This window comes from Paenibacillus sp. Soil766 (assembly GCF_001428105.1).
Lineage (GTDB): Bacteria > Bacillota > Bacilli > Paenibacillales > NBRC-103111 > Paenibacillus_E.
Map to the genome: position 1 here is coordinate 20964 of NZ_LMSJ01000015.1, position 21711 is coordinate 42674.

The 21711-nt window shown below is 47.7% G+C and carries 18 protein-coding genes; 17 read left to right on the top strand and 1 reads right to left on the bottom strand.

What is annotated here, in order from left to right:
- Nucleotides 1-662 precede the first annotated feature (662 nt).
- Genes ASG89_RS12925 through ASG89_RS12935 form a run of 3 tightly spaced genes read left to right on the top strand, consistent with a single transcriptional unit; the run spans nucleotide 663 to nucleotide 1871 of the window.
- Entirely contained in the window at nucleotides 663-983 is a 321-nt protein-coding gene (locus ASG89_RS12925) for an ArsR/SmtB family transcription factor (RefSeq protein ID WP_057311126.1), read from the top strand.
- Entirely contained in the window at nucleotides 976-1419 is a 444-nt protein-coding gene (locus ASG89_RS12930) for an SRPBCC family protein (protein WP_057311127.1), read from the top strand. The genes ASG89_RS12925 and ASG89_RS12930 overlap by 8 nt, the downstream gene beginning before the upstream one ends.
- An 11-nt stretch (nucleotides 1420-1430) precedes the next feature.
- Nucleotides 1431-1871: a cupin domain-containing protein gene (locus tag ASG89_RS12935; RefSeq protein ID WP_057311128.1), complete on the top strand. Its 441-nt coding sequence runs from the start codon at nucleotides 1431-1433 to the stop codon at nucleotides 1869-1871.
- Nucleotides 1872-1945: 74 nt separating this feature from the next.
- Here ASG89_RS12935 and ASG89_RS12940 read toward each other — a convergent pair whose 3' ends face one another.
- On the bottom strand, nucleotides 1946-3139 hold the full coding sequence (locus ASG89_RS12940) for an MFS transporter (RefSeq protein WP_057311129.1): 1194 nt from the start codon (nucleotides 3137-3139) through the stop codon (nucleotides 1946-1948).
- 234 nt (nucleotides 3140-3373) lie between these two features.
- Here ASG89_RS12940 and ASG89_RS12945 point away from each other — a divergent pair, with 234 nt between their 5' ends.
- The 14 genes from ASG89_RS12945 (at nucleotide 3374) to ASG89_RS13010 (ending at nucleotide 21683) form a co-directional block, all read left to right on the top strand.
- Nucleotides 3374-3817: a MarR family winged helix-turn-helix transcriptional regulator gene (locus ASG89_RS12945; RefSeq protein WP_057311130.1), complete on the top strand. Its 444-nt coding sequence runs from the start codon at nucleotides 3374-3376 to the stop codon at nucleotides 3815-3817.
- Nucleotides 3818-3928: 111 nt separating this feature from the next.
- Complete coding sequence (locus tag ASG89_RS12950; protein ID WP_057311131.1) at nucleotides 3929-4885, top strand: ring-cleaving dioxygenase; 957 nt, start codon at nucleotides 3929-3931, stop codon at nucleotides 4883-4885.
- Nucleotides 4882-5490, top strand: coding sequence for an alpha/beta hydrolase (locus ASG89_RS12955; RefSeq protein WP_057311132.1), 609 nt, complete (start codon nucleotides 4882-4884; stop codon nucleotides 5488-5490). Before ASG89_RS12950 ends, ASG89_RS12955 begins: the two co-directional genes overlap by 4 nt.
- Before the next feature lie 33 nt (nucleotides 5491-5523).
- Nucleotides 5524-6135 carry a flavin reductase family protein gene (locus tag ASG89_RS12960; protein ID WP_057311214.1) on the top strand — a complete coding sequence of 204 codons (612 nt, stop codon included), beginning with the start codon at nucleotides 5524-5526 and terminating at the stop codon, nucleotides 6133-6135.
- A 509-nt stretch (nucleotides 6136-6644) separates the two neighbouring features.
- A complete protein-coding gene (locus ASG89_RS12965) occupies nucleotides 6645-7682 on the top strand; it encodes a fatty acid desaturase (RefSeq protein ID WP_057311133.1) in 1038 nt (345 codons plus the stop codon).
- A gap of 241 nt (nucleotides 7683-7923) precedes the next feature.
- Nucleotides 7924-8547 (top strand): TetR/AcrR family transcriptional regulator, encoded by a 624-nt coding sequence (locus ASG89_RS12970; protein ID WP_057311134.1) that lies wholly within the window; start codon nucleotides 7924-7926, stop codon nucleotides 8545-8547.
- Nucleotides 8548-8603: 56 nt separating this feature from the next.
- Nucleotides 8604-11714, top strand: a complete 3111-nt coding sequence (locus ASG89_RS12975) for an MMPL family transporter (protein ID WP_057311135.1) — start codon at nucleotides 8604-8606, stop codon at nucleotides 11712-11714.
- A gap of 573 nt (nucleotides 11715-12287) precedes the next feature.
- Nucleotides 12288-13202, top strand: a complete 915-nt coding sequence (locus tag ASG89_RS12980; protein WP_414813263.1) for an ABC transporter permease — start codon at nucleotides 12288-12290, stop codon at nucleotides 13200-13202.
- A gap of 18 nt (nucleotides 13203-13220) precedes the next feature.
- Entirely contained in the window at nucleotides 13221-14102 is an 882-nt protein-coding gene (locus tag ASG89_RS12985; protein WP_057311137.1) for a carbohydrate ABC transporter permease, read from the top strand.
- A 168-nt stretch (nucleotides 14103-14270) separates the two neighbouring features.
- Nucleotides 14271-15854: an extracellular solute-binding protein gene (locus ASG89_RS12990; protein ID WP_057311138.1), complete on the top strand. Its 1584-nt coding sequence runs from the start codon at nucleotides 14271-14273 to the stop codon at nucleotides 15852-15854.
- A gap of 88 nt (nucleotides 15855-15942) precedes the next feature.
- Nucleotides 15943-16980, top strand: coding sequence for a response regulator (locus tag ASG89_RS12995; RefSeq protein ID WP_057311139.1), 1038 nt, complete (start codon nucleotides 15943-15945; stop codon nucleotides 16978-16980).
- Nucleotides 16980-18836, top strand: coding sequence for a sensor histidine kinase (locus ASG89_RS13000; protein WP_057311140.1), 1857 nt, complete (start codon nucleotides 16980-16982; stop codon nucleotides 18834-18836). Before ASG89_RS12995 ends, ASG89_RS13000 begins: the two co-directional genes overlap by 1 nt.
- A 76-nt stretch (nucleotides 18837-18912) precedes the next feature.
- Complete coding sequence (locus ASG89_RS13005) at nucleotides 18913-19680, top strand: SDR family NAD(P)-dependent oxidoreductase (RefSeq protein ID WP_057311141.1); 768 nt, start codon at nucleotides 18913-18915, stop codon at nucleotides 19678-19680.
- Entirely contained in the window at nucleotides 19677-21683 is a 2007-nt protein-coding gene (locus ASG89_RS13010) for a heparinase II/III domain-containing protein (RefSeq protein WP_057311142.1), read from the top strand. The genes ASG89_RS13005 and ASG89_RS13010 overlap by 4 nt, the downstream gene beginning before the upstream one ends.
- Nucleotides 21684-21711 lie beyond the last annotated feature (28 nt).

Here is a 21711-nt window from a genome sequence, read left to right on the forward strand (position 1 = left end):
TAGAAGTAGAAGTAGAAGTAGAAGTAGAAGTAGAAGTAGAAGTAGAAGTAGAAGTAGAAGTAGAAGTAGAAGTAGAAGTAGAAGTAGAAGTAGAAAGTAGAAGTAGCAAGTAGAAGTGAAGTAGAAGTTAGAGTAGCAAATAGAATGTGAATGTGAATTTGACGCTGAAGGCGTAAACAGTCTTAATGCTAATTTGTTACAAACACGTAACCCTCAACAGCGCGCGCTCTAACCCACCAATTTAAAGTATCCTGAAGAATACACATTAACCCATAAATAGAAACTTCATTAATCCATTAACATAACGCCTGCCGACCAACCATGCTTTCCTACATAACCAACAGTAACGTTTGCCCAGAACATAAACCCACTCACCAACAGAATATAAACCCACCAACATGACAAACGATCGATAACAAGTCAAACTCACCAAGCATTACATAACCCGTCACTACATCACCCACCATATATCACCCCACTACATCACCCCCCAACAAGCCTGCCCTTTATGTTTTCACATGCTAAAGTCGCTCACTTTACGGCGCAACTTGTTTCAAGTCGTTGTTCAATCCCGATCCCTAACCGCCGACTACACGGAAAGGGGAGTGTTATTTTACAAATTTTGTTTGACATGCAACTAAAATGTTGCATATAATAGGCGCATGGACAAACTTTTTAAAGCACTTGCAGACGGAACACGCAGAGAATTACTCGACATCTTGTTCGTGAATAACGGTCTATCCTTAACAGATCTCTGTCAGCAAATGACAATGAGCCGCCAAGCTGTTACGAAGCACCTTTTGCTGCTGGAAGAGGCCAATCTGGTTACGGTCATGTGGCATGGCCGCGAGAAACTTCATTATCTGAACCCGGTACCGATCGGGGAGATCTACCATCGCTGGATCGGTAAGTTTGATCAACGTCGAATAGAGGCGTTAACCAATTTGAAGAAAGCCCTAGAGGAGGATTCGAATCATGAATAAAAAGTCTTTCGTGTACGTGACTTATATTGCTACCACACCTGAGAAGCTGTGGGCAGCTTTAACGAGCAGTGAGTTTACGAAGCAGTATTTTTTTGGCCGTGAAATCATTTCAGATTGGCAAGTCGGTTCGAGCTTTCACTTAATGAATAAAAACAAGACGGAACACTACGGGGAAGTTCTTGTCTATGAGCCGTATCGTTTGCTCACGATTACTTGGAGCGTCAAGGACGTGGAAGGCGATCGGATGTCTAATGTGACCTACGAATTAACACCATTGAACGGTACGATCAAGCTAACACTTCGCCATGAGGAGCTGTTAGAACAGGATATTCGTAAGGATGAAGGCAAAATCGAAGGATTTAACAATGGCTGGCCTGTTATTCTTAGCAATTTGAAGAGCCTGCTCGAAACAGGCAAAACGCTGCCAGCGTTTTAAAGGAGGGCAAGATGATGAGCGCAAATCAACTGAATTACTCGGTTAGTAACGCAGGTGCATTTTCTGATTTTGCAAATGTGACGGAAGGTATGTTGAAGGGTAAAATCTTTCTAAAAGACGCCCTACAACTGACGAGTATGGAGGTTTCACTTAATCACTTGCCCCCGAAGGGGGAAGTTCCTTTTTATCACAAGCATGAACAGAACGAAGAACTCTACATTTTTCTTCAAGGGCAAGGTCAAATCCAAGTGGACGGAGACGAAGTGGATGTGCAAGAAGGCACTTCCATTCGCATTGCACCTGACGGTGTGAGAGTGTTGCGGAATACATCGGCGACGCAAGGCCTACACTTTATCGTGATTCAAGCCAAGGAGAACAGTCTCACCCAATGGGTGGAGGCAGATGGGATTATTCTGGAACAACCTGTCGAATGGGAGAGAAGCAGTCATTAGTTCTATATAACAAAAAATCAGCGGCAAGCTAAGACTTCAATCCCAAGTCCTAGCTTGCCGCTGATTCGATATACTTACTTCATTTTACGCTCCCGCAAGTAACTACACAGCATCAAAACAAACCCCGCCCCGGTCAATCCCGCGCCGATCCAAGGCAACGACGACAGGCCGATGTGCGTAATCGCCCAACCGCCTAGAAAAGCTCCGCCAGCGTTACCTAGATTCAACGCAGAATGCGTTGAGGTGGCCGCTAGCTCAGGCGCTTCTTTGGCCAGATTCATGATGCGAATCTGCAGCCCAGGCAAAATGCCGAACGCCGCAATCCCCCAGATGAATATGGTGATAATCGCAGCAACTGGGAATTGATCCGTATACGCGAATACGGCTAGAATAAGCGCTAACGCAGCAAAGTTGCCGATTAAGGACGGCATAAGCTTCCAGTCCGCCATTTTGCCACCCAAGATGTTGCCTAGGGTAACGCCAAAGCCGAACAAGACGAGAATCCACGTCACGCTGCTCTCTTTGAACCCTGTGATGCTGATAAGAATGGGCGCGATGTAGGTGAACACCGCAAACAAGCTGCTACAACCTAATGCTCCGATTAGAAAAACGAGTAACAATCGCGGCTGCAAAAGAGCACGAACTTGTTTGGCAAGACTGCTATTCGTTTTCTGAGTAATCTGTGGAATGAAGATGAGAATTCCAATGAAAGAGATGATCCCCATAATGACAACGGATCCGAAGGATGCCCGCCAGCCGAGATGTTGACCGATGTAGGTGCCAAGCGGTACGCCGAGAATATTCGCAATGGTTAGTCCCGCCATCATCACGGAAATGGCACTGGCCCTCTTATCAGGTCGTACCAAATTCGCCGCGATGACAGAACCGACTCCGAAGAACGTTCCGTGAGCCAAAGCAGTGATCAGACGCGCTACGAGTACAATTCCATAGGACGGTGCTAGCGCAGCTAAGCCATTGCCTAGGATGAAGATGAGCATCAGCACGAGAAGAAGGCGTTTTTGCGGCAGCTTATGAGTCAACATAGCGAGAATCGGAGCACCGAATGCCACACCAAGCGCGTAACCCGTAATTAATTGCCCAGCTTGCGAAATGCTAACGTTCAAGTCATCGGCCACATTAGGCAGAATCCCCATAATAACGAATTCGGTCATTCCGATCGCGAAGGCGCCAACCGTTAGGGAGAAAAGGGAGATAGGGAACCGTTCTTTCTCGGTCACTGTCCCTTGTAAAGCATGTGAAGTGTTCATGATTGCGTAGAAACCACCTTTCTATCTTAAAGGATTAATCATACCATGAAGACAAGCGAACAAGGTGTGACATTCTTTGCATTTTTTTGCCATAAGTAAGGATGGTGAGAAAGGGAAATATAAAACCATAGCAAGCGAGATAAATTTCAATTTTACCTGTTGACATTCATCTTTAAATAAAGTATCTTTAAATTAAGATAAATGAAGCAAACAAAAGAAATGAGGTGAAGCGACATGAGCGAAGCAAGAAACCATTCTCTAGATCTTTATATCGCCCTTTCTAGAGCGAGTGAGTGGGTGAACGCCCACGGAGATCGAGATATTCGCAAGCATGGACTGAACCGCACAGAGTTTGGTGTACTGGAACTGCTTTACCACAAGGGAGCACAGGCGATTCAACAAATTGGCAGCAAGGTGTTAATGAGCAGTGGCAACATCACCTATGTGGTCGATAAGCTAGTCAAAAAGGAATACGTTATACGCAATACGTCGACGGAAGATCGCAGATTAATTTTTGCTGAAATCACGGAAAAAGGGAAACAATTTATTGAGGAAGTTTTTCCGAAGCACACCGAAGTAATCGAGCATGCCGTGGCGGGGTTGACGGAGGAAGAGAAGCAGCTCGCAAGTCAATTGTTGAAGAAGCTTGGCAGGTATGCGCAGGAAGGATTCAAGTAGTAACGAGTTGACATTCTGCTCAGCACGAACGGACTTCCACGATTGAAATGACAATATCGCACGCAAACTATCTTAAAATAAAGATTCTTAAATATGAAGGAGTTGGCTATTATGACAACAACACAACAAACCGCAGGTATCCACCATATCACCGCTTTCGTACAACACGCACAGGTAACTGTTGATTTCTATTCAGGTATTCTAGGGCTTCGCATGATCAAAAAAACAATCAACTTTGATGCACCGGAAGTTTACCATCTCTACTTCGGTAATGAAGCGGGTAGCCCAGGTACGATTATTACCTTCTTCCCTTATGCGGGTTCCCGCAAAGGTCGGGTCGGTGGCGGTCAAGTCGGAATCACGACTTACGCAGTGCCAACAGGAAGCCTTTCCTTCTGGGAAGCGCGTCTAGCACAGTTCAATATCTCCTTTGAGAAAAATACACGTTTCGGCGAAACATATGTACAATTCAAAGACCCAGACGGTTTGAGACTTGAAATTGTGGAACGTGAACAAGGTGCGCCAAGTCAATGGGCATTTGGCGGTGTTCCCGTGGAGAAAGCGATCAAAGGCTTCGGCGGAGCTGTTCTATACAGTACGGCACCGGACAAAACCTCGGAGCTCCTAGTAAACGTCATGGGTCTGCAAAAAGTAGGGCAAGAGGGCGCATACGCACGCTTCACTTCCTTCGGCGACCTAGGGAACATCATCGATATTAACGTAACGCCAATGGACTACGGCGCTGGCGGTGCGGGAACTGTCCATCATATCGCATGGCGTGCGAAAGATGATGCCGAGCATGCACTATGGAGAAGTCATGTAGCGAACAATGGCTACCACCCTACACCGATTGTAGACCGTCAATACTTCAATGCGATTTACTTCCGTGAAGAAGGCGGCATCCTATTCGAGATTGCTACCGATCCTCCGGGATTTGCAAGAGATGAAGCGCCTGAGGCCCTTGGTGAGAAATTAATGCTGCCAGAATGGTTTGAAGCAAACCGCGAGCAAATCGTGCAAAATCTGCCGCCAATCGAAGTGCGGGTATTGGAAGGTGACGAGCAATGAAACATATCTATCAGCAAGGTTCTGATCTAACTGCGCCCGTGCTCGTTCTGTTTCACGGTACTGGCGGGACAGAGCAAGACCTGCTGCCGTTGGCGCAGGCAATTTCACCAACCTCCTCCGTACTTAGTGTACGGGGGAACGTCCTAGAGAACGGCATGCCGCGGTTCTTCCGGCGGCTGGCTGAGGGCATCTTCGACGAAGAGGATCTTATCTTCCGCACGAAGGAAGTGTACGATTTCCTCGACGCAGCCGCGGTAGAGCATGGCTTCGATCGCAGCAATGTCGTCGCCATTGGTTACTCGAACGGTGCGAACATCGCGGGCAGCCTCTTGTTCCATTATCCGAAGGCCCTGAGAGCGGCTATCTTGCATCATCCAATGGTTCCGATTCGCGGCCTGCAGTTGCCAGATCTCACAGATACGCCTATCTTTATCGGCGCAGGCAAGAACGACCCGATCTGTTCACCTGAAGAGTCGGAGGAGCTAGAGCGCTTGCTGAGCGATGCTGGATCGGATGTTCATGTGCATTGGGAGAATTCAGGACATCAATTGACGCGCTCTGAGGTTTTCGCAGCGGCAGATTGGCTCCAAGGGCTCTCACTCTAACAGTTTAGAAGGGGGGGAATTGCCACTATGACGATGTTAGGTATAGATCCAGCAGCACAATCCGAGCGAGACAACTATAAGCTGCTCATCGGCAGTATTATTCCGCGGCCGATTGCTTTCGTCTCGACTTTATCAGCCCAAGGCGTGCTGAACGCCGCTCCCTTCAGCTATTTCACCATCGTTACGGCGGACCCGCCGATGGTTGCCGTTTCCGTGCAGCGGAAGCAGGGTGTCCGGAAGGACACCTCCCGCAACGCGGTCGATACAGGGGAATTCGTCGTGCATATCGCAGACGAGTCCTATATCGACCAGATCAACCAGACCGCCGCTGCGCTGCCCCCTGAGGAGAGCGAAGTGGAGCTGACGGGGCTCACGCCCGTCGCGAGCAGCCATGTCGCGGTCCCTGGCATCGCAGAAGCAAGCATCCGCATGGAATGCGTCCTCGAGCAGGTGATCCCGCTCGGCGGAACACCGGATGCACCCGCGGCAGATTTGTTGATCGGGCGTGTCGTTTATTTTCACATCAATGACAACTTAGTTGACAACGGTCGTATTGATCCGCAGCAGCTGAGGCCAGTAAGCCGATTAGCAGGCAACTCTTATGCGAAGATTGGCGAGCTGTTTGAGATAGATCGACCCATATAAAGTAGAGGCGAATTGCTCCGTTCTAGCGCAGAACGAGAGGCGTTTCGTCTCTTTTTTGTTACAATAGGAACCTATGCAGACTGCTTATCGATAGATAAGTGCTGTGGAATGGAGCAGGGGTCTAACAGCCACGATGTGGTAGGTACTGCATGCGCAAAATAGCGTTATGAAAACACCTTAATTGCTAGGGTGGAAGAGAATTCAGAGGTATAACGTTATGCCACACCCTTATTTAAAGTCATGCGTGACCGCCTTGATAAGGAGAGACAATCAACTCTGAAATCAACTGTTTTACAAGGGAATCCGTCTCTGAAGGTCAGCAATTGCTCGTTTTTTGTGGCGACTTACTTATATTGCATTTTACAAAAAGGGTTTACCCACGTATGATGATATAGCTATGTAATATTTGTTATCGTATAACGGGAACTTATTTCGATTCGCTACGTACTACAACAAGGGATAAATTCTACAAGGTTCGACACGACGCGGAGAGAGGGAGTTCTAACAGGATGAAGCATGAAGATAAGGGTGGGTGGCGGAAAGATATCGCACCTTACGAAAGACCACATATGAAGCATAGTGTGTGGCAAATCATTAACACAGTGGGACCCTTTTTCGTGCTATGGTATTTTGCTTTTCTAAGTCTTTCCGTTTCTATTTGGCTAACTTTCGTGATTGATATCATAGCTGCTGGATTTTTAATCCGCATTTTTATCATTTTTCATGACTGCTGTCACAAATCCTTTTTTAAAAACAAACTCGCCAATGAAATTGTTGGCACACTAACCGGAATATTAACCTTCGTGCCGTACCATCAGTGGCGCCATACACACTCTGTTCACCATGCATCTAGTGGTAACTTGGACAAAAGAGGTGTTGGTGACATCTGGACGCTAACCGTGGATGAATATATGCAATCATTATGGCTTAAACGAATGACATATCGCCTATATCGCAGTCCGTTCGTGATGTTTATTATTGGACCTATCTTTATCTTCCTCATTGATTACCGTTTTAACCGCAGGAATGTAGGCATGAAAGAAAGAATCAATACGTATATCACTAATATTGGTATTGTGGGCAGCATCGCTCTGCTTTGTTGGGGCATAGGTTGGCAGTCTTTCCTGCTGATTCAAGGGCCGATGTTTTTCTTCTCAGGTATGGCGGGTATTTGGCTTTTCTATGTCCAGCATAACTATGAAGAAACGTATTTCGAGAATGATGACGAATGGGATTATGTCAAAGCCGCTATGCATGGCAGCTCATTCTACAACTTGCCGAAAGTTTTACATTGGATTACCGGCAATATCGGCTATCACCACATCCATCATTTAAGCCCGCGCGTGCCTAACTATCATTTGCAAAAGGTTCACAATAAGAGCGCAGCACTTCGCAACGTGCAGACGATCACACTGAAAACGAGTCTGGAATCGCTGAAATTCCGTATTTGGAATGAGGAGTCCAAGAAGTTCATTCAGTTCAAGGATTTGAAGCAATACAGTGTGAAAGTGAAGCCGCGTATTATTAAAGCAGTTGATGTTGAGTGAGAAAACTTGTATCGAGGCCATTCAATGATGAGCGGCCGCGTTTACATGTAAGTTTTATCGCCAATAGGAAAGCAGTTTTCGGATGCCGAAAACTTATGCTTCCAAAGTGGTAAACAATATGTGTCCGACCTGTGATCATTTAGCGGGTGGGGCACTTTTTTTTATCCAAATAGCGTTGAAATACAAAAGTGGGCGCTGTATAATCCATCTATGACGTCAAAAAGTGAACAGGTGTTTATTAATGCAAATTTTAAAAGATGAAGTCAAAAACAGCATCCGCCAAGCGGCCTTGGCCGAGTTCAAGAAGCATGGTTATTTGAAAGCCTCCATTCGGCAAATTGCAGATGCCGCAGGTATAACACCGGGTAACATCTACCGCTACTTCAAGAGCAAGGATGATCTGTTCGACGAGCTGACACAGCCTATTCAGGAGCAATTAGCCGAGGTTCTTCGCGTGTGCAAGCAAGAGGTAGATAATACTCGTTGTACGGCCTTATCCGATCACTTGCTAATCTTGCGTCGAATTGATGCCTCTCTGATGCTGCTTTTCAAAGAATCCAGCACGGAGCTTACGATTCTTCTCAACTTGAGTGAAGGCTCCCGATTCGCTTCGGTGAAACAAGATCTAATCACGCTGGTGCATCAGATTATTTCGGAAGTATTTACAGCAGAATTGGCGCCATCAGGCATGCTATCTCAGAAAGATCAGTTATCCGCTCGCATGATTGCGACGACGATGATTGAGAGTATTTGTCTTATTTTACGCGACAATGAAGATGGCGATACGATCAAAATGCTCGTTGATGACCTGTTGTACCTGTATTGCACGGGTATTTCAGAAAAAATAAAGATAGCACAGGCATAAAATTTTTTTGACTCAATAATGAACGCTTGTTTACTATCGACTGGAGGAGAAGAGTGATGAAATCCATTATTAAATGGCGCTGGGCGATTCTGGCGTTATGGTTGGTGGCGACAGTGTTGCTGACGGTTTTCCAACCCAATGTGAATGCGATCCTTGGACTTAGAGGGCAGGATCCGCTGCGTAATGACGCGCCGTCCAAGGTTGCCTCAACGATTTTGAATAAAATCAATGGGGTCGAGGGCACGAGTGATATCGTGGTTTTCCATAACCCGAATAAGCTGTCAGATGCCGATATGAAGGCAATCGAGGCAGGCATTACGAACTTGAAAAGTCATCAAGACCAGCTTGGCTTCAATCAGTTGATTGATCCATTTACCATGCCTGAGGCAAAGTCTTCACTCATTTCTGAGGATGGCACGACGTTGATGGCGAGCTTTTCTTTGGATAAAAGAGGGCGTCACGTCGAGGATATCAAGGTGGAGTTTGAAGATGTTTTGAAAGACGTGAAGGTGGAATACTACCTCTCTGGGGAGGATTTCATCCAGGATGATTATATTAAAGCTTCCGAATCAGGCGTTGAAAAAAGTGCTGCGCTAACGGTCATTTTTATCCTAGCAGTCCTAGTGATTATGTTCCGTTCCGTCATTATTCCGGTCGTTTCCTTGCTGGCAGTCGGTATTTCGTACCTCGTGTCCATGGGGATCGCGGCACAGCTTATTGATAAGTTCAATTTCCCGGTGACAAGTGTTACACAAATGCTGTTGATTTTGATTCTTTTCGGGATTGGGACCGACTATAACATTCTTTTATTCAACCGTTTCAAAGAGGAATTATCCCATGGCTTATCCGTGGATGAAGCGATCATTGTGACCTACCGCACGGCGGGTAAAACGATTTTTTATAGTATTTTGACGGTATTTATTGCGTTTGCTGCATTGACGCTCTCGGATTTCGGTATTTATCAATCAGGTAACGTGGTTGCGATTGGTACCGCGATTCTCTTGCTCCAAATTGTAACGGTGACGCCATTTTTCATGAAAATGCTAGGAAATAAGCTCTTCTGGCCTTCCAAAGGCATGGGGGGACATAAGGAGAGTAAATTCTGGGCTGGTTTGACGAAAATTGCGGTGAAAAGACCGATCGTTACGACGGTCATCATTCTAGTCATAACGATTCCGCTTGCTCTTGCGAATCATCAGAAGCTGTCTTTTGACCAGTTGAAGGAGCTTGGGAATGATCACCAATCTACCAAAGGCTTTAGCCTAGTGGCAGACCATTTCAGCCGCGGTCAGGCGCTCCCGACCATGGTCGTAATCGAAAATGACAAGCCGCTTAATACAAATGAGGGTTTAGCTGCGATTGATAAGGTGACGGAGAAGCTGAAAAGTATTTCAGGTGTCGACATGGTTTCCAGTGTGACACAACCGCAATCGAAGCCAATTGATGACTTCTATATCTCTAATCAAACGAAAACTGTTGCGGACGGTATTACAGCCTCGCAAAAGGGTGTAAACCAAATTCGCGATGGACTTACTTTGATGCAAAGTAAGCTGGAAGCACCAGATACGTCAAGCGTCGGCCAACTGGTAGACGGCACAAGCCAAGTGCAGGATGGGTACAGTAAGCTGACGACTGCGCTGGATCAAGTGGCTAGCGGAATCGCACAAGGTGCTGGCGGTGCTGGAGAGCTAACTACAGGCATTACTGCGTTGAAGGATGGCATGTCGCAAGTCGCGAGCAATACGGATAAAATCAGTGATGGTTTGACACAGCTTGGGCAAGGTTATAGCGCGATGACAGATGGCTACGGCCAAATCGAGACGCAGCTTACAGGAATTCAGCAAGGACTTGTCGGCATGAATGGCCTGATTGGCGGTCTTGGCAGCAAGTACAGCCAGCTGGCGACAGATAGCGACTACATCCAGCTGAAGCAAACGGGTGAGGGGCTTGCCTCCGGTCTAACGCAGCTGAGCGGTGGACTTGGGGAACTTGGCAAGAACGCAGCCAAGTTGAACAGTGCTTTCGCCGAAGCGACGCAAGGCTTGGCGCAAGTGAATGGTGCGCAGGCACAGCTAGCGGCAGGGCTCTCGCAGCTGGAGAGCGGTGCGGCTGAGCTCGCACAAGGGCTGAAGCAAGGCAGCGCGGGCAGCCGCGAGATCGCTGCGAACATGGCGAAGCTGAACGCTGCGCTAGGCAGCGTCAAAGACGGTCAGCAGAAGCTGAGCGAAGGCTTGTCGGGTCTCAGCGGCGGCATGGGCCAGCTGAAGGACGGCCTTGGCCAGAGCGGCAACGGACTCGGTGACGTGTCCGAGGGGCTTGGCTTGACGAGCCAGTTCCTTACACAACTGAACGGCTCGAAAACGTTCTTCATCCCGAAAGAAGCGCTGTCGAGCGCGGATTTCGGGAAGTCCTTGGACAGTTTCATGTCCAAGGATCGGACGATGACGAAGATGATCGTCATCTTGAAGGATGATCCGTATTCATCGGCTGCGATGGATACGATTGAAGGTATTAATGCTGAGCTGGCTGCCAGCGTGAAGGGCACGGTTCTCGAGCAAGCGAAGGTTGGCGCGGCGGGACCGAGCTCGACGACGTACGACACGAACAAGGCGCAGCTGAAGTCGTTCAATAGCACCGCCATTATTGTCATTATCGGCGTGTTCATCGTCTTGTTGTTCGTCATTCGTTCCTTCTGGCCAGCTATCTATATCATTTTGAGCTTAGTGATTTCCTACTATGTAGCGATGACGGCAACGAATGTCGTAACGGATAAAATCATTGGTGCCGACGGGGTTTCCTCCTTCGTACCGTTCTTCTCTTTCATCATTATTATTGCTGTCGGCGTCGACTACAGCATCTTCCTGATGATGCGGTATAAAGAGCTCGGCGATCTATCGCCTTCGAAGGCGATCGTGCAAGCCGCCAAGCACATCGGCGGCGTGGTGATCTCGGCGATGGTCATCCTTGGCGGAACCTTCGCCACGCTCGTACCATCCGGCCTCGTTCTGTTGATCGAGCTAGCCGTGGCCGTGATCGTCGGCCTCGTCGTGCTCTGCTTCGTCTTGCTGCCGATGCTTCTGCCGGCTTTGCTGGCGATGCCAGAGGCGCTTCGTGCAAAGCGCGGCGTCACGGCGCACAAGGTGTCGACGGAGAGTCGCACCGCGTAACGATCCACAAAGCCTTCCCACACGTGTACTTGTGTGGGGGGGCTTTTTTGGTTGGGAAGCACCTCACCCGGTAGTTAACCCGCATGTTAACTGTAAATCCTACAGCTAATTTTGCCATTTTCTCCGCATCCGATAAACTAACTGGATTTCCTGTAGTTAATTTCGCCATATTTCGCTGAAATGGCCGATTTTGGCGATTTTAGCTGTATGTTATATTATGTTATACAGCTAATCATTTATTTCCGGCCGTTTCGCCGAGAATAGATGTAGGTTTTCCAGTTAAACGCAGCGGCAGGAAGCGGGATCGTGGATGGAGATAGCTAGTTGGTGAAGGCGCGACTATAGCGCGGTTAATGTTTTTGGATGGGACAAGTTTGTGGTGAGTAATTCAGAAATTTAGCATCTCCAGCCCCAAAAACCTAAAAAAAACACAAGTCGGTTAAAAGCCATTCCATAGTTGAAAGCGCTGTATCAGGGTACGATAGACCTATAACATCGACGAAGATAAGTGAGGGGGGCCAGAGGATGGCGGTCAACGCACAAGCGGTAAAGCAAATGAGTGGACGTAAGCAAATGAGCAAAGGAAAGGCCTTGCTGCGAACGTTCTGGAAGTATAGGGCACTATATCTAATATCGCTGCCGGGCATTGTTTATTTTATTGTTTTCAAATATGTACCTTTGCTAGGATCCGTTATTGCTTTCCAGGATTACAACATTTTCAACGGCTTCACTGGCAGCGAATGGGTAGGTTTTGAACATTTTACCCGGATGTTTGCACACTACGACTTTCTCAATATTTTGAAAAACACGGTACTCATCGGTGTTTATGATTTGTTGCTAGGGTTCCCAGCGCCGATTATTCTCGCTTTACTCCTGAACGAGCTTCGCCTTGTGTTATACAAGCGTGTTCTCCAAACAATCGTATACATGCCGCATTTCCTTTCATGGGTTATCGTGAGCGGGATTGCGATCGGCATTCTATCCCCGTCTACAGGGGCCGTCAACCACTTCATTACTTGGTTAGGGTTTGAGCCCATTTATTTCATGGGTGAAGAATCATGGATTCGTTCCGTGTTGATTACTTCAGGAATTTGGCGGGATTCTGGCTACGGTACCATTATCTATTTGGCGGCTTTAGCGGGAATTAATCCGGATTTATATGAAGCTTCTGAGGTGGATGGCGCCAATCGGTGGAGACAAACGATATCCATTACACTCCCATCTTTGCTGCCAACAATCATGATTCTGTTCCTGCTTCATATTGGTAAATTCTTAGATTTCGGTTTCGAGCGCGTTTTCGTTTTCCTGAATCCGCTAAATAAAGAAAACGGTGAAATTCTAGATACGTACATCTATACCCAAGGATTGCTAGGGCAACAGTTTAGTTATACAACAGCTATTGGACTATTCAAAGCCGCAGTAGGTGTGATTTTTATCGTGACGGGTAATATTCTAAGTAAAAAAACAACGGGTGAAAGCTTGTACTAAGACGGAGGTGAACGCTATATGAATCGCAAGCCGACAGCCGGCTGGCAAGTGTTTAACGGCTTTAATATATTATTCCTATCTCTCCTGTCGTTAGCGATGCTCCTGCCGTTCTTAAACGTGCTGGCTCAATCGTTCAGTTCTTCAGAAGCAATTGTGAATGGGAAGGTATTATTCCTTCCAGTTGAATTTACATCCATTAATTATCAGTATGTGTTTAGTGATGGGGCAATCTGGCGTTCATTTGGAGTAACCGTGTATATTACAGTGGTGGGTACGCTCATCAATCTAATTGCGACTGCCTCACTGGCTTATCCAGTGTCGCGCCCTGAGTATGCAGGCCGTAACGCAATCGTTATTATGGTTTTGATTACGATGGTCTTCACAGCGCCGCTGATTCCTAACTTTATTTTGATGAAAAATTTACACCTGACCAATTCACTTTGGGCCCTTATGATTCCAGGTGCGATCAGCGCCTTCAACTTCTTCATTATGCGGTCGTTTTTCATGCAGATTCCAAGTGAATTGATTGACTCAGGGCGTATCGATGGTTGTTCCGAGCTTAGAATGATCTGGAACATTGTCCTGCCGCTATCCAAACCAGTTATGGCTTCTCTAGGGATTTTCTATGCGGTAAGTCATTGGAACACGTTTCAAAACGCTTTGTTTTACGTAAATAAGCCTGCTCTATGGCCGCTTCAAGTGAAGCTCCGTCAATTGATTGTATCCGACGATATTAGTATCGATCCGAACGCCTCCCAATTCAGTGGGCTTGCTCATATGGATCCAGAAGGCATCAAGATGGCGACGATTATTATCGCAACGCTCCCGATCATTATTATTTACCCATTCCTACAGCGCCACTTCGTCAAAGGGATGATGGTTGGATCGGTTAAGTCCTAATTCGCTCGACAAATTTATACAAATAAGTGTATTTTTCACTCTTATTACTCAATTCTAAAAAAAAGACAATTCGAACTAAAGACAGTCCATAGTCGCTAATTGTAAACGCTTTTACAATAAGGGTGTGAAAGCGTTTGTTACCTAGTCGAAATGAAAAGAGGGGTATATATGAAAAAATGGATTCCCACGACGATGGCTGCGGTGTTAATGGCTAGTGCATTGGCTGCTTGCTCTGCCAAGACAGAAGATCAACCGACATCGAGTGCAGCTGCAGGCGCAGCGAGTACGAAGCCAGCTGAGAAGACGAAATTCTCCATCTCCCTACGTACACTTGCTTTCGGACATGTTGAGAAATCACCTGATATTAATCAAGACAAATGGGTGAAGAAGCTTGAAGAATTAACAAACACCGATATGAATATCGTGCTTGTCCCTCACAAAGAATATGAACAAAAAATGATCCAAATGTTTGCAACGAACGACATTCCAGACGTTGTACAAGGCAGCGGCGGTGTGAACGGAAAAGAAATGGCGGGATCAGTGAAAGCGGGCGTATTCCAACCGCTGGACGAGTTGCTGAAGAAGTATGGTCCTAATTTGCTGAAGAAAGTCCCTAAAGATGCTTGGGATAACGTAACGTATAATGGCAAGATCTATGCAATTCCAGAATACTTGTCCAATCCATCTCGCCGCGCGATCTTTGTTCGTAAGGATTTGTTAGATAAAGCAGGCTTAGGCGTACCAAAAACGGTAGATGAGTACATGGCAGTTCTGCGCAAATTCAAGGAAATGGGCGTTGAGAACCCGTATATGGGACGTGAGAACTTCAAGTATTCCGATTCTTTCTTCGGGGCTTATGATGTGTATCCGTACCTGTCGATGTTCGAGAAGTCAGGCGATCAAATCCTGCCGAAATTCTTCGATACAGAGAACATGACGAAAGCACTACAAACGTACAAAACCATGTTTGACGAAGGCTTGATCAACAAAGAGTTCGCAACCATCAACGCAACTGTGTTCAAGAACACGATTCTTGCAGGTAAAGCTGGCATGTGGTCCATGAATGCAAACGAAATGCTGCAATGGGAAACACAGCTGAAAGCATCGGTTCCAACGGGCGATATCGAAATTATTGGTTCCCCAACAGGACCTGATGGCAAAGGCGGACACTACTTGTACGGTCCAGCGCCGCGTGCTTACTTCATCAACAAGAACGTGAAGAATCCAGAGCAAATCATTAAGTTCTACGACTGGATGATGTCCGACGAAGCTGAGAAATTCTTTACATTCGGTATCAAAGACGACACCTACACAGAAGTAGATGGCAAAATCAACTACAAAGCACCAACGGATACGGCTGCTGTAGATGAAGAGCGTTACCGTCAATCCTTCTTGTGGCTTGTTCAAGATACCACGTATAATAAGGGCACACTAAGCCTGACAGAAGAAGGCAAAAAATTAATGAACGTGTATGACACAACGTTGAAGAATGAAGGACGCGATGGGTTGAACTTTGAGCCTCGTCTAGAATCTTTGATGAAAAACCCTGATATTTCACCTCTTTCTGACCAAGCACCACCGGTTATTCTTTCTCACATGGTGAAAATGGTTTATGGGAAAGAACCCATTTCCGACTGGCCGAAAGTATTGGAAGAGTGGAAGTCCAAAGGTGGAAATGAAGTCATCAAGGAAGCAACAGAGAAATTTAATAATAAAGATTCCGGTACGACTGTGTCGATGCCGCGTAAATAAGCTCAGTTCCTGAGCATGCCGCCTCCTCACGTACCCACAGGTACGTGGGGAGCGTGCATTTCATCCCATTTTGAAAGGAGAGTTTCTCATGTACCGCATACTCATTGTCGATGACGAACCGATGATACGCAGAGGATTACAGAAGCTTGTGGAACAATCGGAGCTGCCCATTGAAAGCTTACGAACGGCTGAGAATGGTGTTGTCGCAATGCAGCGGATACAAGAGGAACGACCTGATTTTCTTTTTACAGATATCCGCATGCCGAAGATGGATGGTCTGGAGTTGTGTGCGCAAATTGCCGAGATGGATGCCGACATTCAAGTGGTTGTGATTTCTGGCTATGGGGATTTTGAGTACGCGCAGAAGTGTGTGTCTTATGGGGTCAAAGAATATTTGTTGAAACCAGTCAACATCAAGGGGTTTCAGCAGGTGTTAGAGAAGCTCATTGTGAACAAGAGCAAGGTGAGCTCGGAGTCTTTTGTCGCTGTCACGAAGCTGGAGAGCTGGGCAACTCGTCTGGAGCAAGCGGTGTGGATGCTGCAGCAAGAGGAGCTTGACAGAGATCTCGAGGAGATCCAAGCGGAGCTAGGTACTTATAAATTAAAGCTCAACCGTATGAGCGATATTGTGCAGGAGATTTATACCCTCGTACATGGGCGGCTTACCGTTCGCGATGTGTATATGATCCAGGAAGAGCCACAGATTTCCGCTTCGCTTAGCGAGGAAGAAGTGTGGCTATGGTTTACCAGCTCTGTAAAAGGGTTGCTGCAAGAATTGAAGAACAAGCGCAAAGGCAAGCAAAAGGATCCAGTTGAAGAAGCGAAACAGTATATGGAGAAGCATCTGGCGGAGGAAGTTTCTTTAGAAGAAGTAGCTGAATTCATTGGGCTGAACCCCTCTTACTTTAGCCAATTGTTTAAGCAAAATACGCAGGAAACCTTCGTTCAGTATCGCACACGTCGCCGTATGGAGAAGGCGAAGAAGCTGCTGCAGCAGCCGCATTGGCGCATTACCGATATCTCCGGTGAGGTTGGGTATGCGGATCATCCGCATTTTACCAAAACGTTCAAGAAGTATGAAGGCTGTCTACCCTCCGAATACCGTCAGCGTATGGGGATTCGATAATGAAGAGAAAGTCGCTTTCGCGTCAAATTTATGCGTATTTTCTCATCGTTATCGTCCTCTCGCTAGTGTCCGTGGGCGCAGTTTCCTATGTACAGTCGTCAAGGGCGCTGGATGATCAAGTAAAGCAATATATGGAGCAGTTGATCGAAAGTGCGAACTATCAGACAGATAGCTATTTAGAGGCGTATGAGCTGCTCAGCAATGCCTTTACGACAAACTCGGACGTGCGGTCGTTCATGGAAATTAAACCGGATGATACCTATGAACATTATGAATATTCGGTCAAAATCAAGGCATTTGCTCTCGATTCAATTAAGTCCACTGTTACGCTGTATAAGCAGCTTAATATGATTTATGTGACGGGTCGTCATGGGCGTTCTGTCATTTATGATAATCAGAATCTATTCTTCAATTTCGATCCCGTCTTAGTGCAAGAGAAATTTACGAATTTGATGAAATTGACACCGGGTGATGGCAAAATCGCACTGCTCAACATGAGTATCCGCCCAGAGGATCAAGGTTCTGTTGTCACGATGGCTCGCAAAGTAAGGGGCCCTTCGTACAGTGATGAGAATCGGGGCGTTGTCGCCATTGAAATCAAGTTAGATGAGCTAGCGAAAACTTGGGATCGTGTGAACTTGGGGAAAGACGGTTTTTTCTTCATCGTAGACGATGCAGGTAATTATATTTATCCGCCTTCGATGAGTGAGCGCAAGTCACAGGATAAGTTAGCTTCGCAAGTGTTGGCAAGCGGGAATCAGACCTTTGTGACCGAATACAACAAGGAAGAACGTATGTTTGTATCAAGGAAATCGGGCTATTCCGATTGGAACCTCGTTGCCTCTATGCCCGTTCAGGAGCTTCGCCGACCTGCGAACACCATTCGGACAACAACTATTATCGTGGGTTTGGTTACCTTGGCTGCTGCACTTGTGCTGGCTTCTCGCTTCGGTCGCTCCATTATTAGGCCAATTCGGGATCTCAAAGACAGCATGCGGGAGACCGAGAAAGGGAACTGGCAGTATATCGAGGACGCAGGGAGAACGGATGAGATGGGAGGACTCATTCACAGCTACAACCTGATGGTAACGCGTCTATCAGATATGATCGAGCGTGTGTATGAGGCCGAGCTTGCGCAGCAGAAAAATGCACTCGAGCTTGGCGAAACCAAGCTGGAACGTCAGAGGGCTGAATTTCAGTCCCTGCAGCTGCAAATTAATCCGCACTTCTTATACAACACATTGGAAACGATCAACTGTTACGCCATCGTTCAGGATTCGGGAGAAATCACAGAAATGGTTGAGGCCATGGCGTTCATGCTTCGCTACTCTGTTCAGACCAACCTAGAGGAAATCACGGTTGCGAATGAGCTGAATCATGTGCGAAATTATATGATTATTTTGCAGCATCGCACGGAGCGGGAATTCGAGATTGATGTAGCGATCCCGCCCAGCCTGCTGCTGGAAAAGATGGTCCGCTTGACGTTGCAGCCATTGATTGAAAATATTTTCCAACATGCGTTTCCAGATGGTGTGGAAGAGCGGCATACCATTCGAATTGATGCCCGCAAAGAGGGAGGCTTGTTCCAAGTTTTCATCGAGGACAATGGCACAGGCATGAAGCCAGAAAGACTTGCTGAGTTACGCAGGAAGCTGGAGGAGAACCGTCTGGCGGAGCCGGAAGAAGCAAGCACCGGGGTCAAGCGAGGTGGTGGCATCGGTTTGATGAACGTCCACCGCCGGATTCAAATGGTGTTCGGCGAAGCCTACGGGCTGTCCGTTGACAGCGAGTGGGGGCGCGGCACCTGCATCACGATGACGATGCCAGAAACGGCGCGGCCTCGGCTGCGCGGGTGAAAGTAAACAGGTAGTTACGCTGCACAAGCAGCGATTCAAATAAAATATAGATTTACATCCATGGGAGGATACCACAATGAACATCAACTTAACTGGGAAAATAGCACTTGTAACAGGATCGAATGCAGGGATTGGACGCGCGATTGCACTAGCATTAGCTAGCAACGGTGCGAAAGTAGGCGTGAACTGCTTGAATAATGTGGCACAAGGACAGGAAGTTGTTGCTGAAATTCAGGCACTAGGTGGGGAAGCGGTGCTTGTACAAGCAGATGTAACGAATGTGGAGCAAATTGATCGACTAGTGAGTGAAGTAGAGCAAGCGCTAGGCGGAACAATCGATATTCTAGTAAACAACGCGGGTCACTTGGTACAACGTGTACCTAACGCTGATATGTTTGAAGAAATGTACGATCGCATCATGGATGTAAACTTGAAAAGCACAGTTTTCGTGTCCAAACGCGTGCTTGCAGGCATGAAAGAAAAAGGCTACGGCCGCATTATCAACATGACATCCGTTGCAGCTCATAATGGCGGCGGACCAGGTTCCAGCATTTATGCAGCAAGTAAAGCGGCTGTGCTTACGTTCTCCAAAGGTTTAGCGAAGGAAGTTGCTGCTAGTGGCATCACCGTTAACAACGTTTCACCGGGTTTCATCGGCAATACGATGTTCCACGCGACATTCACGACGGACACTGCGCGCCAAGCTACGATCAACGGCATTCCGTTGCAACGTGAAGGAACACCGGATGATGTGGCTGGTGCAGTGCTATACCTTGCTTCTAATCTTGCTGGTTACTTAACAGGTGAAACGATCGAAATCAACGGCGGGATGATGATGCGATGAGTACCCATCCAACTACCCACAAACTAAAAGAAGAAATCGACAGGCTGCAGCTAGCAGGCAGCCTGGTCGTTCCTAAAGAACCTGGTGGTTGGTGGCACCAGTATGTTTGTCCACACCATCATACCGAACTGATGTTCGATGATAGCTATGTAGATGCTTCCGAATTTCTGTGCCCACACGGGTGTGTAATTACAGGTGATGCCTACCGAGGTGCGTGGCTTGTGTTTAAGCACCAGTCCTTGGCGCGAGTGGCGTTGCAATCGGCTGCTGTTTATGCAGCATTGGGTGATGTATCCTACGCGAAGATTAGCAAAAGACTGCTAGTCGAGTATGCCGAACAGTTTCCGCTCTATCCTGTGCATCCAGAAGCACAGAGCTGGATGCTGAAGGGACGTGCGTTCCATCAAGCGCTGACGGAGGCGATATGGTCTACAACGCTGATACGTGCCTATCTGCTTCTACGCGATGAAGGTATTACATTTGATGCGAAAGAACAGGTAGCGATCGACGTGTTCTTAGGTTTATTGGCGGAAAGTATGGAGGAGTACCGCCATATTTTGATCCATGAACGAAACAATGCGGAGAACAACTACACCGCTTGGCTGAATGCCTCCTTATCTTGTGTGTACGCGGCTCGAGGCGAGCAAGCTGCTTTAGAAGCGCTTATTGAAGGTCAAGGCGGCTTCATTCATCACCTATCCATCGGCGTGAAAGCCGATCAATTCGAATTCGAAGGAAGCACGTATTACCATGTATTCGTGCTTCGTGCTTATCTCATCGCTGCCGAAATGGCGCAGCGATTCCATATTGATCTCTACGCGACAACGGGCGCAGAGGGGCAGTCCATGCGTGGCATGCTTGAAGTGTTGGCCGACTTGGCTGACGATCAGGGCGCTTTGCCTGCCCTGCATGACGGGCCGCTTGCGCGGGGCCCTTACGCCCGCGAGATCGCTGAGATCGCTGAGCAGGGGCTCGCGATCTACGGCATTGCTGGCCTAGTGCCGGTGCTTCGCGAAGCGTACCGGCAGCTAGGCGCTTCCGAGCAGCTTGAGGCGCTGCTCTACGGCGGTGGCGCTGACCGCGCCGCTACTGATGACGAGCCGCGCAGCTCGCGGCTCTGGCCGGATGCCGGCTTCGTCATCGGCCGCATCGCGGGGAACCCGCTGTCGTTCCTCGCCGATTTCGGCGAGCACGGCGGTTCCCACGGTCACTACGACAAGCTGCATCTGACGTTGATGCACCAAGATCAAACCCTAACCCCCGATCTGGGGATGGTGCCTTACGGCTCGTCCATGCGCAGATCATGGTTCGCAGAGACCGCCAGCCACAACACGGTTTCGCTGGCGGGTCAATCGCAAGCGCCGCATGAAGGGCGCTTGATGCACTACGAAGCAACAGAAACGTCAGTTTATGCGTGGATACAATCCACGGAAGGATACGAAGGTTGTACGATGAATCGACATCTTTTGCTTACGGCTGATTGGATGTTGGACTGGTTCCAAGTTGAACTTTCTAATGAACAACCGCAAGCGATTGAATGGTGGATGCACCCGGTAGTAGCGGTAGAAGCCTCGCAACAACCAATGAGCCCAGAGGCTGCTTATCAGTTAGTTATCGCTGAGAAAGTAGGGGACGTGACGACACTGAAGGAGCAGCAGCTTCCGATTACTAGTCGATTCGTACCGAATGCGGGGGAGCTACAAGCATCGTACAGTCTCACCAACTCTGACGCAGTCATTTTCCATTCGGCGTTAGTTCAACCAGGTGATGAGATTGTGGCTGTTCAGACAGCAGGCGATGCTGTGGATCCTAGCCGCTCCCTTACGGCGATGCTTCATCGCCGGAATGACCGTAAAGCGGATTTCATTCACGTATATCGTGCGGACAGTACAGTTCAGTTAACGCAGATGACAGGCAATGAAATCAGCATCACTGTTCCTGGTCATCCGAATAGTTCGGTCCGCGTACGATTAGTGACAGATAAGGGATTGCAAATTTTGTGATTTGTCATTCATATACATGAGCCTGGAG